The following is a 12934-nucleotide window of genomic DNA, read 5'->3' as shown; positions in this document are numbered from 1 at the left end:
CGCCGCCCCCGTCACGCTTCCGGGGAACGCCCCCTCGCCCGGTGGCACACCGTCCCCCGACGCCCTGCTGATCCGCCGCACACTGGCCGAGATCGAGCCCGTCGCCGACAAGGTCACCTCGTACTTCTACGCCCTGCTCTTCGTCCGCGAGCCGGAGCTGCGCGCCCTCTTCCCCGCCGCCATGGACACCCAGCGCGACCGGCTGTTCAAGGCGCTGCTCACCGCCGCGCGCCACGCCGACGACACCGCGACCCTCACCACCTACCTCTCCCAACTGGGCCGGGGACACCGGAAGTACGGCACCGCCCCCACCCACTACCCCGCCGTGGGGGAGTGCCTGATCGACGCGCTCGCCCGCCATGCCTCCGGGACCTGGGACGACGCCGCGCAGGCCGCGTGGGTGCGGGTCTACACCGCCATCTCCCAGATCATGATCGACGCGGCCGCCGAGGACGAGCGGAGCTCCCCGCCCTGGTGGCAGGCCGAGATCGTCGCCCATGAGCCGCGCACGCCGGACGTCGCCATCATGACCGTGCGGCCCGACCAGCCCTATCCCTTTCTCGCCGGCCAGTACGCGAGCGTGGAGACGCCCTGGTGGCCGCGCGTATGGCGGCACTACTCGTTCTCCTGTGCCCCGCGCGAGGACGGCCTGCTCTCCTTCCACATCAAGGCCGTGCCGGCCGGCTGGGTCTCCGGCGCCCTGGTCCACCGCGCCCGCCCGGGTGACGTCATCCGGCTCGGCCCCCCGGCCGGCTCGATGACCGTCGACCACGGCAGCGACAACGGGCTGCTGTGTCTGGGCGGCGGTACCGGAATCGCCCCGATCAAGGCACTGGTCGAAGATGTCGCGCGGCACGGTCGCAGTCGCCCCGTCGAGGTCTTCTACGGTGCCCGTCATGATGATGACCTCTACGACATCGACACCATGCTGCGACTGCAGAAGTCGTACCGATGGCTCTCCGTGCGTCCAGTGATCTCAGACGGCCCCACGCTCGGCCTGAGCGGGCAACTCCCCCAGGTCGTCCGCAAGTACGGCCCCTGGACCGCCTACGACGCCTATCTCTCCGGGCCGCCCGGAATGGTCCGCAGCGGGGTGGACACCCTGGTCGGCATAGGGATCCCGGCGCACCGGATCCGCCATGACTCGATCGACGAGCTGATGGCCTCGGCGACGAGCTGATGGCCTCGAGACCGCTGAGGCGTGGGCAGCCGGGGCGTCGTCAGGCCAGGTCGTGCGCGAGCAGGGCCCGCACTCCCTCGATGTTCGCCCGCAGGAACACCCGGAGGGACGGCGGTACGACCTCCACCGAGTCGATGCCCGCCCGGGTGAAGGGGACGCGCACCACCTCGTACGTCCCGCACGGCTCGTCGACCTCGGGGCCGTGCCGCCGGGACAGGTCCATCGAGGCCAGCCGGCAGACGAAGAAGTGCTGCACCTTCACCCCGTGGGCGGCGTGGTGGAGGGAGTGGGAGACGGTGTCGACGAAGGCGGGGACCACGTCGACGACCTTCGCGCCGAGCTCCTCGTCCACCTCGCGGTGGAGGGCGGCGACGACGGTGCTGTCCTCGGGCTCGACCCCGCCGCCGGGGGTGATCCAGTACGGCGCCTGGCCGGGCTTGGTGCGTTTGATCAGGACGAGCCGGAGCGCCTCGGAGCCGGGTTCGCCGTCGAGCAGGATGGCACGGGCGGTGCGTTTGACCACGGGCCGTTCGGTCATAGGGGACATCTGCCGCGCGAGCCCCGTGGTGAAACCCTTTCTCACCAGGAAACGGCGGCGCGCAGCAGCCACTCGTGCGCCCGCGCGAGATGGGGATGCGCCAGCGTGCCGGCCCGGACGACCAGGAAATAGGTGCGCAGCGGTGGCACTGGCGGATCCAGGAGCGCCACGATCTCACCGGTGTCCAGGGCCTCTCCGCACAGATAGCGCGGCAGCACGCCGATGCCGGCCCCGGCGGCGACGCAGGAGAGCACCGCGCGCAGGTCGGGGACGATGACGGTGCCGACGGCCAGCGGCTTGGAGTCGAAGACGGCCGACCAGTAGCGGGAGACGAAGGGCAGGCTCTCGTGGACCTCGACCACGGGCAAGTGCTCCAGGGCCTGGAGACCCTTGTCGCGGACGACGGCCGGGCCGCCGAGCCGGGCCGCCCAGCGTGGGGCGGCGACGAGGACGTGCTCCTCGTCGCAGAGCGGTGTGGCGGCCAGCAGCCGGCCGCGCGGCCGGGAGGTGGCGATGGCGAGGTCGTGGTGCCCGTCGGACAGGCCCTCGAAGAGCTCCTCGGCCATGCCGTGGGCGGCGCGTACGGTCAGGCCCCGGCCGATCAGGGGGACGAGCGCGGGCAGGGCGCGCAGGGCGGTGAACTCGGGAGGGCCCGCGAGGCGCAGGGTGCGGCTGGCCCACTGGTCGTCGAGGTCGGCCTCGGCGATCGCCAGCAGCGCGTCCACATGCGGGGCGATCTTGTGGGCGAGCTCGTCGCCGATGGCGGTGGGACGGACCCCGCGCGCCTGGCGGAGGAAGAGCGGCCGGCCCAGCTGTCGCTCCAGGGTCCTGATCTGGCTGGTGACGGCGGGCTGGGAGAGGCCGAGGAGTGCCGCGGCCCGGGTGAAGGAACCGGCCCTGTGCACCGTGACGAATGTGCGCAAAAGGGCCAGATCCATGTCGTCTCCCTATGGTGCCGCCACCGATCGTGAAGGAACTATAAATAAGTCGATAGGGCTGTGCCGCTAGGGTGATTGGACACTGACGCAGAGTCAACTAGCCTGGGTCGCGCGGTTCTTCGCGCGTGGAGCCGTGGCGGCTCGAGCCAAGAGGGGGGAGGCTCGAGCCGTCCTCCTGTCGTGGCCCCGACGGGTCGGGCGAGGCGCCGGCGCGAGGCCGGGCGCCGCCGGATTCCCGCGGTTCAGTCGTTGTCGTCCGGCAGGATCACATGCATCGCCCAGGCCACGATCGAGATGATCACGCCGCCGACCAGCGCGGACCAGAAGCCGTCCACATGGAAGGCCAGATCCAGCTTGTCCGCCAGCCAGGAGGTCAGCAGCAGCATCAAGGCGTTGATCACCAGGGTGATCAGGCCGAGGGTCAGGATGAAGAGCGGGAACGACAGCAGCTTCACGACCGGCTTGACGATGAAGTTGACCGCGCCGAAGACGAGCGCGACGAGGAAGAGCGTGAGCACCTTGCGAGCGGTGTTCTCGCCGGACAGCGTGATCCCCTTGAGCAGCCAGATGGCCACCGCCAGGGCCGCCGCGTTGGCGATCGTCTTGACTACGAAATTCTTCATGGTGAGATCGTTGCAGACGGGCGCGGCCGACGGGGATGCGCGCGAGGACCACGACCGGCCCGGCCGGGCCGAGCGGCGAGGAATGGACGACGGATGAAGGCGTTCCGGCTGGACGAGCTGGAAGTGGAGCGCGTCGCCAACGACGGCGCGTATTTGCAGTTCCTGCGGGAGCGGAACATGTCCGTGGGGCTCTACGCGCTGGACGCCGGCGCCGCCGACCCCCAGGGGCCGCACGCCCAGGACGAGGTCTATCTGGTGGTGAGCGGCCGGGCGTCGATCACGGTGGGCACGGAGACCACCGGTGTCGGGCGCGGCAGCGTGGTCTACGTACCGGCCGGGACGCCCCACAAGTTCCACCACATCAGTGAGGATCTCCGGGTTCTCGTCGTCTTCTCTCCACCGGAGAGCTGAGCCCCGCCCCCGGAATCCCGTAGGGGGCCGTTCAGGGGTCTACGGGGGCTGTCGGGCCCCCGTCGGGCCGCTCCCCGGGCCTAGCATCGAGAACAGGCCGGGGTATTCCGCTCCGGACGGCCGGTGAATCACGGCGGGGCATTCATTCCCGTCCGCGCGGCGGCCATGACGTGACAAGAGCGTGTGAATCCACACGTGAAGCGGAGATCAGGAGTCGAGATGGCTGAGAAGGGGATATTCGCAGGACTGCCGTGGTGGGTGACCTGGGTCGCGGTGCCGGTTCTCGTGCTGGTGGTGTTCGGCAGCCTGATCATGAGCCTGCTCGGCTTTGTCATCGGCCTGCTCTTCAAGGCACTGCTGCTGGTGGCGCTGGTCGCCGGCCTGATCTTCGTCGTCAAGAAGTTCACGTCGTCCTCCTCGTCGAAGAGCGACTGGTAGGAACCGGCCGTCCCGGGCGAGGGGGACGCCCGGGCAGCGCCCACCGGTCGGGCGACGTCGCCCACGCCACCGTCCGGTGCCCGCTGTCAACTCAACGAAGCGGAAGGCGAGGAGTTATCTCTCCCGTCAACATTCCTCCGTCAACGTGAACGCCGGGGGTGCCGCCCCTGCGGTAATCCGTGCGCCCTCGGGCTGGTTTGGCCAGTTCTCGGCCGGTCCGGGCCAGCAAATCCCCCGTTACGACTCCACCCCGTAGTCGAGTCGCTACGCTCCAGAGTCGGAGAGCTCGTATGCTCACCCTCGGTCTCCATGAGTATCTGGAAAATCACTCCTTGTGATCCACCAGGCGTTCTTGTCAGACTATGGCGTCATTGGGGCCATCAGGCTTCAATCCCTGCCAAACCGACGAAGACGGGGCATTGGGCGATGCGCGACACAGTTCAGGCAGAAGTGGTCATGACCTTCCTCGTCTCCGAGGAGCTGTCCTTCCGGATCCCGGTGGAGCTGGGCTACGACAGCAGCGACCCGTACGCGGTGAAGTTCACCTTCCATCTCCCCGGCGACGCACCCGTGACATGGGCCTTCGCCAGGGAGCTGCTCCTCGACGGGCTGAGCCAGCCCTCCGGCGAGGGCGATGTGCACATCGCCCCCGCCTCCTCCCAGCACCTCTCGGACGTCTTCATCCGGCTGCAAGTGGGCGGCGAAGGCGCCCTGTTCCGGGCCGGGGCGGCGCCGCTGGTGGCCTTCCTGGACCGGACCGACCGCGTCGCCCCGCTCGGCGAGGAGCACACTGTCGCCGACTTCGACTACGAACTCGCCGCGGCGCTCGACAGCATCCTCGCCGGCAACCCCGAGGGGCAGAACGCGGGTTAGCCGGCCCCGGGAGCCGGTGCGCCGCCGCCCGTCACGGGCTCACCGCCGTCCTCCTCGATCGGCACCCGCTCGGCGCGCGGTGCCGCCCCCCGACCCTGCGGGGCGAATGCCGGGACCCGCGCCCGCGGCCCCGTGCCGCCGTCCGCCGCCGTGTCAGCGGCCACGCCGGCCGTACCGCCGTGCGCGTCCGCACCAGCGACCGTTCCCCCGACCGCTCCACCGGCGCCCCCCGTACCACCGGACGTCCCGGCGCCACCGAACAGGCCACCGTTCCCCACCGTGCCCGCGCTCGTGCCCGAGCCCGCTCCGTCGGCCGTGCCCATGGCCGAGAGCAGCTGCCGGGCCAGCCCCAGACCCGTACCTCCCATCGTCAGCGCCTTCGCGAACAGGTCGGACATGCCGTCCGCCCCGTTCAGCAGCACCATGTGATCCACGCTTCCGAACGCCTGAGCGCCCGCCTGGACGATCTCGGGCCACTTCTCGGCGAGTTGCTGCGCGACCACCGCGTCCTGGTTCTCCGCGAGGGCCGCCGCCCGGGCCTTGAGGGCCTCGGCCTCGGCGAGCCCCTGTGCCCTGGCCGCCTCGGCCGCCGCCAGGCCCTTGGCCTGCGCGGCAGCGGCCTCGGCCTCACCGGTGGCACGGGTCGCCGCGGCGGCGGCGTCACCGCGCGTCCTGGTGGCCTCGGCCTCGGCTCCCGCCGCCGTCTTCACGCGCGTAGCCTCGGCCGCCGCGGCGAGCTCCGTCTCCTTGGCCTTCGCCTCGGCCGCCGAGATCCGGGCGTCGCGCTCGGCCTCCGCCAGCGTCCGCTTCTCGTACGCCGACGCGTCCGCGGGCTTGCGGACATCGGCCTGGAGCTGCTGCTCCCGGCGCATGGCGTCCAGCTCCGCGACCCGAGTCTCCTGGACGACGACCTCCTGGCGCGCCGCGGCCTCCGCCAGCGGGCCCGCCTGCCGTGCCTTCGCGGCGGCGCTGTCCCGCTCGGCCTGGTAGCCGGCCTGAAGGATCTCGCTGTCCCGCTGGGCCTCCGACATCCGCGCCGCGGCCTGCTGCTCCGCCTCGGTGGCCAGCCGGTCCGCCTCCGCCTGGGCTATCCGGGCGTCCCGGCGCACCGCGGCGGCGTGCGGTGCGGAGAGGTTCTTGATGTAGCCCGTGGGGTCCTGGATCTCATGGATCTGGAGCGAGTCGATGATCAGGCCGAGCTTCTCCATCTCCGTGCCCGAGGCGGCCCGGGTCTCACCCGTCAGCCGCTCCCGGTCGCGGATCATGTCCTCCACGGTCAACCCGCCCACGATCGAGCGCAGATGCCCGGCGAAGACGTTGTGCACCCGCTCGGGCATGTGTTTCTGCTGGTCGAGAAAGCGGCGGGCGGCGTTGGCGATCGAGACGAAGTCATCGCCCACCTTGAAGATCACCACGCCGTGCACCTTCAGTGGAATGCCCTGCTTGGTGACGCAATCCACATTGAGGTCCGCCTCGTTGAGATCGAGGGACAACTTGCGCACCGCCTGTACCCCCGGCAGCACGAACGTCCCCCGCCCCGTGACTATCCGGAATCCCAGCCCGTCCCCCAAGCCCTCCGTGCGGTGCTTGGAGCCGGAGATGATCAGGGCCTCATTGGGCTCCGCGACCCGCCACATGAGCTTGAACAGCGCGACCAGGATGATGACCGCGGCGAGGACCGCCCCCGCCACGACGCCAACGACCATGCGTATCTCCCCCCTTACGGCCCGCCGTGGGGCCGTTCGTTCACGAAGTGCGCGGCCCGACAGGGCCAGGTGAAGACGCTGATACCCCGCCCGCGACTTGGGAATCAGGTGTAGGCGGACGTCACATAGACGGTGCGCGGCGGTTGATATTCCGTGACGATGACGACGGTCCCGCGCTCGATGCGCTCGCCCGGCTCGGCGGCGTAGGCGAGGAAGGCCTCGGCGCCGCCCCGGACCCGTACCATCACCTCGCCGACCAGCCCGGGACCGATCGTCCCCGTCACTCTGCCCAGCTCACCGACCACCGGAAGCCCCCCCGTCTCCCCGTTACTTCGCGCGGCGGCGTCTGCCGCCCCGGGCCTTCGCCCTCCCCTTGCCCCCATCATGCCGGTCGGCACTGACAACGAGCGCGGCGAGCAGGGTCGTCACCGGCACCGAGGCCACCAGGCCGATGCTGCCCACCAGCGTCCGGACGATCTCCTCCGCGACGATCTCGCTGGTCGCCACCGTGCCCACGCCGCTGTCCGCGATCGAGAACAGCAGCAGCAGCGGCAGGGACGCGCCCGCGTACGCCATGACCAGCGTATTCACCACCGAGGCGATATGGTCCCGGCCGATGCGCATCGCGGAACCGTAGAGTTTCCGCCAATTCGCCGACGGGTTGGCGTCCTTCAGCTCCCACACCGCCGAGGTCTGGGTGACCGTGACGTCGTCGAGCACGCCCAGCGAGCCGATGATGATCCCGGCGAGCAGCAGACCCCGGATCTCGATCTGCGGATAGAGGCCGTGCACCAGGCCCGTCTGGTCGTCCGTATTGCCCGTCAGGTGGGCCCAGTCGATGAACACCGACCCGAGCAGCCCGATGACCAGCAGGGACGTCAGCGTGCCCAGCACCGCCACGGAGGTCCGCGCGTTGAGACCGTGACACATGTAGAGCGCGATCAGCATGATCGCGCTGCCGCCGATGACGGCGACCAGCAGGGGATTCGAGCCCTGGAGGATCGCCGGGAGGATGAACATCGTCAGCACCCCGAAGCTGATCACCAGGGCCACCAGCGCGAAGACCCCGCGCAGCCGGCCCACGACCACGACCGCGAGCGCGAACACCCCCGCGAGCAGGGCCATCGGGAAGTCGCGGTCCACGTCCGTGACCGAATAACGCAGATTCTCCGGGGCCTTCGGCGCGTAGGCGAGGACGACCTTCTGGCCCACGTCGTAGCGGCGCGACGCGCTCGGCTGGACGATCTCGGTGAAGGACTTGCCCTTGTCCGGGCCCTCGATCACCTCGATGGTGGCCTTCTCGCAGGTCCCCTGGGCGGGGGCCGGGGGAGGCGACGGGCTCTGCTGGGGCCCGGACGGCAGCCCGCCGGACTTCGGGCAGTCGAACTTCTCGATCTTCGTCACCTGGCCCGACCGCAGCTGCTGGTCGAGGCCGACACCGGTGTGCTGGTGCGGTGGTGCGCCGCCCGGCCAGAGGACTATCAGGCCGGCCAGCACCGCCACCGTGAAGGGGACGAGCACCGCCGCGATCACCTTGCGGAGATGCGACGAGACGGGCGTCGCGGGCCCGTGACCGTGGGAGTGGCCATGGGAATGGCCGTGCGTGTGTCCGGGCGTATGTCCGGGCGTATGTCCGTGTGTGGGGGGGTGGGGGACGTGGGGTGTGGGATCGGTGGGGCTCACCGCGGCATCATCGCAAGCCCCACTGGCCCTCCGGCTCGGGGAGGCGCTAGCGTGGTGCCACCTTTGCAATCGCGGGAGCTCGGAGCACCGGGCTGAGAGGGCGCTGACCTTCGTACGGGAGCACGTACGAACGCCGCTGCGTCGACCGCCGAACCTGTTACCGGGTAATGCCGGCGTAGGGAGACACGGTCTGATGACCACGCAGGATGCACGCACGTCCGCGACCGGCCGGGAGATCGGCTGGCACAAGGACTACGTGACCGGCTCGCGGCCGGACCTCAGGGTTCCGGTGCGGCGGGTCCACCTCACCAACGGGCAGGACGTGCGGCTGTACGACACCTCCGGCCCGTACACCGACCCGGCCGTCGAGACGGACGTCCGGCGCGGTCTCACCCCGCTGCGGGAGAACTGGATCATCGCCCGCGGCGACACCGAGGAGTACGCGGGGCGCCCCATGCGCCCGGAGGACGACGGCATCAAGCACACGTCCCCCCGAGGGGGCCTGAAGAACCTCGACGCGGTCTTCCCCGGCCGCCCCCGCCAGCCCCGCCGGGGCCGCGGCGGCGCGGCGGTGACCCAGCTCGCGTACGCGCGCCGGGGCGAGATCACCGCGGAGATGGAGTACGTCGCCCTCCGCGAGAACGTCTCCCCCGAGACGGTCCGCGAGGAGATCGCGGCGGGCCGGGCCGTCCTCCCGGCGAATGTGAACCACCCGGAGATCGAGCCGATGATCATCGGCAAGAAGTTCCTGGTCAAGGTGAACGCCAACATCGGCAACTCCGCCGTCACCTCCTCCATCGAGGAGGAGGTGGAGAAGATGACCTGGGCGACCCGCTGGGGCGCCGACACGGTCATGGACCTCTCCACCGGCCGCAACATCCACACCACCCGTGAGTGGGTGCTGCGCAACTCCCCCGTGCCCATCGGCACCGTGCCGCTCTACCAGGCCCTGGAGAAGGTCGACGGCAAGGCCGAGGAGCTGACCTGGGAGATCTACAAGGACACGGTCATCGAGCAGGCCGAGCAGGGCGTCGACTACATGACCGTCCACGCCGGCGTGCTGCTGCGCTACGTCCCGCTGACCGCCCGCCGCAAGACCGGGATCGTCTCGCGCGGCGGCTCGATCATGGCCGCGTGGTGCCTGGCGCACCACAAGGAGTCGTTCCTCTACGAGAACTTCGAGGAGCTCTGCGAGATCCTCGCCGCGTACGACGTCACCTACTCGCTCGGTGACGGGCTGCGCCCCGGTTCGATCGCGGATGCGAATGACGAGGCGCAGTTCGCCGAGCTGAAGACCCTCGGCGAGCTCAACCGGATCGCCAAGCGGCACAACGTCCAGACGATGATCGAGGGCCCGGGCCATGTCCCGATGCACAAGATCAAGGAGAACATCGACCTCCAGCAGGAGATCTGCGAGGAGGCCCCGTTCTATACGCTCGGCCCCCTGACCACGGATGTCGCGCCCGCGTACGACCACATCACCTCGGGGATCGGCGCGGCGATGATCGCCTGGTGGGGCACGGCGATGCTCTGCTACGTCACGCCCAAGGAGCACCTGGGCCTGCCGGACCGCGACGACGTCAAGACCGGAGTGATCACCTACAAGATCGCCGCGCATGCGGCGGATCTGGCCAAGGGTCACCCGGGTGCCCAGGAGTGGGACGACGCGCTCTCCGACGCCCGTTTCGAATTCCGCTGGGAGGACCAGTTCAATCTGGCCCTCGACCCGGACACCGCCCGCGCCTTCCACGACGAGACGCTTCCGGCGGAGCCGGCGAAGACCGCGCACTTCTGCTCGATGTGCGGTCCGAAGTTCTGTTCGATGAAGATCTCCCAGGACATTCGCCGGGAGCACGGCGGAGACCTCGGCGGGGATCCCGTCCGGGATCCCGGAGTGGACCCCGAGGCCGGAATGGCCCAGAAGTCCCGCGAATTCGCCGCCGCCGGCAACCGGGTGTATCTCCCGATCGCCGAGTAGCCGTCGCCGACCAGTCGGCGGAACCGCCTCCGGAGGCCCTCCGGAGGCGGTTTCACGGTGGTGCGCGACGCCCGCCGCGCACCACCGCGGTCAGTCCTTCCGGGGGCCCGGGCCGCCCAGCTCGGGGCCGGTGTAGTCCGGGCTGGTGAAGCCCGCGCGGCCGGCGGAGGACCGGCCGTCGTCGGGGCTCGAGAAGCCGGGCCGGGAATAGCCGAGCTGGGGGGTGCGGCCGGGCCCGGTGTGGTTTCTGGGGGAGGGCGGGCGGCGTTGTACGGCCGGGGTGTTGGCCAGCGACTCCCGGAGGAAGGGCAGGATGCCCCGGTCCAGCAGCGCCTGCCGCCAGGCCTCACGGGCCCGCTCGGTCTCCTGCGAGAGCTGGTCGTAGCCGTCGGAGAGGCCGTCGTGCCGCGGCGTCTCCTCGGTCTGCCTGCCGTTGCGCACGGCCGTGACCAGCATGCCGGAGCTGGCGATGAGCACCGCGGCGACGGTGAGGCCGCCGAACCACCAGCCGATCTTGATGATCGGATCGGCGACGGCCCCGTTCGACCCGACCGTCCGCAGGACGTAGCCGATGAGCAGGAAGAGGAATGCGGCGATCCCCGCCAGGACGGGGGCGAGCACGACGACGACCGCGCCGGCGCCCGCTCCCTGGTCCTCGGGGACGTCCGCGGGGGACAGGGGCGGGGACGGCGCGCCCGTACGGCCGTCGTCCTCGCCCGCCGGGGGCCTGGCGGTGGCCGACCAGGCGCGCTGCTCCTCCCGTGCCCTGACGAAGTCCTGATATTCCGTCATGGCGCAGGCGGAGATGGCCGTCATGGCGCTGAGGGCCATACTGCGCAACTGTTCGGTATTGAGGCGCTGTCCTATCGCGGCGGCCAGGGCACTGATCTGTGGGTCATGGTTCGCGGTACGCAACGCCTGGTCGAGAACTCGCTCGAATTCCGGGCGGTCCTCGGTCAGCAGGTGCGGAGCGCTGTTCATGTGCATCCCCCGATGCTCCGTAGGGCCCTCTTGCCGGCCGGTGCCGACGGTGGGCGGAAACGGAGGAGAGCCTGCTACGGATAAGCCGATGGTAGAGCCGCAACGGCGCGTGGTGACAGTCGGTTTCCCGAATTACCCCGCGTCGGTGGAACTCCTCACCTGCCCGTGCGGCGACCCGCTGAACCCTCAGCCCGCCAGGGGGAGTTGTACGACCAGCAGCTTTCCGGCCATGGTGACGCCGCCGTCCATGGCGAGCGCGAGCCCGTCGGCGTACAGATGCGGGCCGTCCACGCGGGGGGCGCCGCCCTCCTCGCCGTCCGCGTCCTCGGTACCGACCTCGCCCAGGAGGTAGGGGATGGGGCTGTGGCCGTGGACGATACGGCTGCCGCCGTAGGTGTGCAGCAGCTCCCGTACGGCCATCGGGCCCGCTTCCTCGTCGCGGAAGGCGAAGCGCTTGGTGAATTTGCGGAAGAGATCCCAGCACTCGTCGGGGTCGTTCCGCTGGAGGGCCTCGGTGATCGCGTCGTTGACGGCCTCGATCGAGTCGCCGTACTCCAGATAGGCGGTCGTGTCGGAGTGGACGAGCAGGTGCCCGTCCTCCTCGGCGATCGCGTCCAGGCGCGCCATCCACTGGAGGTGGTGGTCCTCCAGGCGCTCCATGTCGGAGCGCTGGCCGCCGTTGAGCAGCCAGGCGGCCTGGAAGGAGGCGGTGCCGGCGCCGGAGTTCACCGGGGTGTCGGCGAATCGCTTGGCGCCGATCAGCAGCAGCTCGTGGTTGCCCATGAGGGCCTTGCAGTAGCCGCCGGCGGCGGCCGCCTCGGCGGACAGCCGCATGACCAGGTCGATCACGCCGACGCCGTCCGGCCCCCGGTCGGTGAAGTCGCCGAGGAACCACAGCCGGGCGTTGCCTGCGGCCCAGTGGCCGTGCTCGTCGATGAGGCCCTGCTCGAAGAGCGCCTGGTGGAGCTCGTCGAGATAGCCGTGCACGTCGCCGACGACGTACAGCGGGCCGGGCCCGGAGGGCAGGGGCTGCTGCGGCTGCGGGGCGGAGAGCGGGGTCAGCTCCACGGTGGGCACGTCCTGGGGCGCGGCGGGCCCGCCGATGACCGGCAGGTCACGGGCGGTCGGGGTGTAGCCCTCGGGGTACTCCGGGTACTCGTGGGCGGGCTGTACGGGCGGGGGCGCGGCATGGGCGTAGCCGGGCGCGGGCGTGGCGTACCCGGGGAAGGGCGGCATCGCCGCCGTGGTCCGTGCCGCTCCCTGACCGGCCCCCTGAGTCATCGACCCCTCCACCATCGCGCCGCCGTGCACCTTGTGGACCTTGCCTGGTCGACGGCGGTCCGTGGTGTCGTGCGCCCATCATAGGAATGACCGTCGCGCCTTGTGACGCACCAGGGGCCGTGAATCGGGGCGGGAGGCCGGGATCGCCGGTCATTTCTCCCCAAATGAGCCGTTAAATGTGCCGTAAGCGCCGGTCAGGCGGCCCCCGGGCGGCTCCCCGGGGCGGATGACCCACGGCCCGTGCGCCGGACACGGGGTCCACTTCCGGTTGACGCGCGTCGGGCGGGGTGCGGAGGGTCAGGGG

Annotated in this window: 13 protein-coding genes and 1 riboswitch; of the genes, 5 read left to right on the top strand and 8 right to left on the bottom strand. The window is 70.6% G+C overall.

All coding sequences use genetic code 11. From position 1 onward, the window contains the following. Positions 1–1180, top strand: a 1180-nt coding sequence (locus tag K6I33_RS21280) for a globin domain-containing protein (protein WP_229355249.1), incomplete at its 5' end; no start/stop codon positions are given. A gap of 40 nt (positions 1181–1220) precedes the next feature. Here the strand turns inward: K6I33_RS21280 and K6I33_RS21275 are convergent. The 3 genes from K6I33_RS21275 to K6I33_RS21265 form a co-directional block, all read right to left on the bottom strand. Beyond that, a complete protein-coding gene (locus K6I33_RS21275) occupies positions 1221–1718 on the bottom strand; it encodes an NUDIX domain-containing protein (RefSeq protein ID WP_229355244.1) in 498 nt (165 codons plus the stop codon). 41 nt (positions 1719–1759) lie between these two features. After that, positions 1760–2656: a LysR family transcriptional regulator gene (locus K6I33_RS21270; protein ID WP_229355242.1), complete on the bottom strand. Its 897-nt coding sequence runs from the start codon at positions 2654–2656 to the stop codon at positions 1760–1762. Positions 2657–2898: 242 nt separating this feature from the next. After that, the gene (locus K6I33_RS21265; protein ID WP_229355240.1) at positions 2899–3279 is read right to left on the bottom strand and encodes a phage holin family protein; all 381 of its coding nucleotides are present in this window, start codon (positions 3277–3279) and stop codon (positions 2899–2901) included. 93 nt (positions 3280–3372) lie between these two features. Here K6I33_RS21265 and K6I33_RS21260 point away from each other — a divergent pair, with 93 nt between their 5' ends. The 3 genes from K6I33_RS21260 (at position 3373) to K6I33_RS21250 (ending at position 5001) form a co-directional block, all read left to right on the top strand. After that, positions 3373–3690: a cupin domain-containing protein gene (locus tag K6I33_RS21260; RefSeq protein WP_229355238.1), complete on the top strand. Its 318-nt coding sequence runs from the start codon at positions 3373–3375 to the stop codon at positions 3688–3690. Positions 3691–3909: 219 nt separating this feature from the next. Next, positions 3910–4128 carry a DUF5326 family protein gene (locus tag K6I33_RS21255; RefSeq protein ID WP_229355236.1) on the top strand — a complete coding sequence of 73 codons (219 nt, stop codon included), beginning with the start codon at positions 3910–3912 and terminating at the stop codon, positions 4126–4128. A gap of 426 nt (positions 4129–4554) precedes the next feature. Further along, positions 4555–5001, top strand: coding sequence for an SsgA family sporulation/cell division regulator (locus tag K6I33_RS21250; RefSeq protein ID WP_126915073.1), 447 nt, complete (start codon positions 4555–4557; stop codon positions 4999–5001). Here the strand turns inward: K6I33_RS21250 and K6I33_RS21245 are convergent. From K6I33_RS21245 to K6I33_RS21235, 3 genes are all read right to left on the bottom strand, one after another. After that, positions 4998–6707 carry a flotillin family protein gene (locus tag K6I33_RS21245; protein WP_229355234.1) on the bottom strand — a complete coding sequence of 570 codons (1710 nt, stop codon included), beginning with the start codon at positions 6705–6707 and terminating at the stop codon, positions 4998–5000. The two genes, K6I33_RS21250 and K6I33_RS21245, sit on opposite strands and share 4 nt — an antisense overlap. Before the next feature lie 104 nt (positions 6708–6811). Further along, positions 6812–7012, bottom strand: coding sequence for a hypothetical protein (locus K6I33_RS21240; protein ID WP_229355231.1), 201 nt, complete (start codon positions 7010–7012; stop codon positions 6812–6814). A 22-nt stretch (positions 7013–7034) separates the two neighbouring features. Further along, entirely contained in the window at positions 7035–8390 is a 1356-nt protein-coding gene (locus K6I33_RS21235; RefSeq protein ID WP_229355229.1) for a YibE/F family protein, read from the bottom strand. Between the two features lie 61 nt (positions 8391–8451). Further along, a riboswitch (TPP riboswitch) is annotated at positions 8452–8589 on the top strand. Between K6I33_RS21235 and thiC the strand changes: the two genes are divergently transcribed. After that, positions 8584–10368, top strand: coding sequence for a phosphomethylpyrimidine synthase ThiC (thiC, locus tag K6I33_RS21230; protein WP_229355227.1), 1785 nt, complete (start codon positions 8584–8586; stop codon positions 10366–10368). It overlaps the preceding riboswitch by 6 nt. A gap of 90 nt (positions 10369–10458) precedes the next feature. Here the strand turns inward: thiC and K6I33_RS21225 are convergent, their stop codons facing one another. Both K6I33_RS21225 and K6I33_RS21220 read right to left on the bottom strand, forming a co-directional pair. Beyond that, entirely contained in the window at positions 10459–11355 is an 897-nt protein-coding gene (locus tag K6I33_RS21225) for a hypothetical protein (protein WP_229355225.1), read from the bottom strand. 180 nt (positions 11356–11535) lie between these two features. Then, the gene (locus K6I33_RS21220) at positions 11536–12630 is read right to left on the bottom strand and encodes a metallophosphoesterase family protein (RefSeq protein ID WP_229355222.1); all 1095 of its coding nucleotides are present in this window, start codon (positions 12628–12630) and stop codon (positions 11536–11538) included. Between the last annotated feature and the right edge of the window lie 304 nt (positions 12631–12934).

The organism is Streptomyces sp. UNOB3_S3 (assembly GCF_020740895.1).
GTDB lineage: Bacteria > Actinomycetota > Actinomycetes > Streptomycetales > Streptomycetaceae > Streptomyces.
Note: the sequence above shows the minus strand (reverse complement) of the source record. Positions and strands in the feature narration are given on the sequence as shown.

What these genes read in the sequence shown, in the direction of transcription:
- K6I33_RS21220 (WP_229355222.1), bottom strand. Translation starts at nt 12,630, where the DNA reads ATGACTCAGGGGGCCGGTCAGGGAGCGGCACGGACCACGGCGGCGATG.
- K6I33_RS21260 (WP_229355238.1), top strand. Translation starts at nt 3,373, where the DNA reads ATGAAGGCGTTCCGGCTGGACGAGCTGGAAGTGGAGCGCGTCGCCAAC.
- K6I33_RS21270 (WP_229355242.1), bottom strand. Translation starts at nt 2,656, where the DNA reads ATGGATCTGGCCCTTTTGCGCACATTCGTCACGGTGCACAGGGCCGGT.
- K6I33_RS21250 (WP_126915073.1), top strand. Translation starts at nt 4,555, where the DNA reads ATGCGCGACACAGTTCAGGCAGAAGTGGTCATGACCTTCCTCGTCTCC.
- thiC (WP_229355227.1), top strand. Translation starts at nt 8,584, where the DNA reads ATGACCACGCAGGATGCACGCACGTCCGCGACCGGCCGGGAGATCGGC.
- K6I33_RS21265 (WP_229355240.1), bottom strand. Translation starts at nt 3,279, where the DNA reads ATGAAGAATTTCGTAGTCAAGACGATCGCCAACGCGGCGGCCCTGGCG.
- K6I33_RS21225 (WP_229355225.1), bottom strand. Translation starts at nt 11,355, where the DNA reads ATGCACATGAACAGCGCTCCGCACCTGCTGACCGAGGACCGCCCGGAA.
- K6I33_RS21245 (WP_229355234.1), bottom strand. Translation starts at nt 6,707, where the DNA reads ATGGTCGTTGGCGTCGTGGCGGGGGCGGTCCTCGCCGCGGTCATCATC.
- K6I33_RS21255 (WP_229355236.1), top strand. Translation starts at nt 3,910, where the DNA reads ATGGCTGAGAAGGGGATATTCGCAGGACTGCCGTGGTGGGTGACCTGG.
- K6I33_RS21275 (WP_229355244.1), bottom strand. Translation starts at nt 1,718, where the DNA reads ATGACCGAACGGCCCGTGGTCAAACGCACCGCCCGTGCCATCCTGCTC.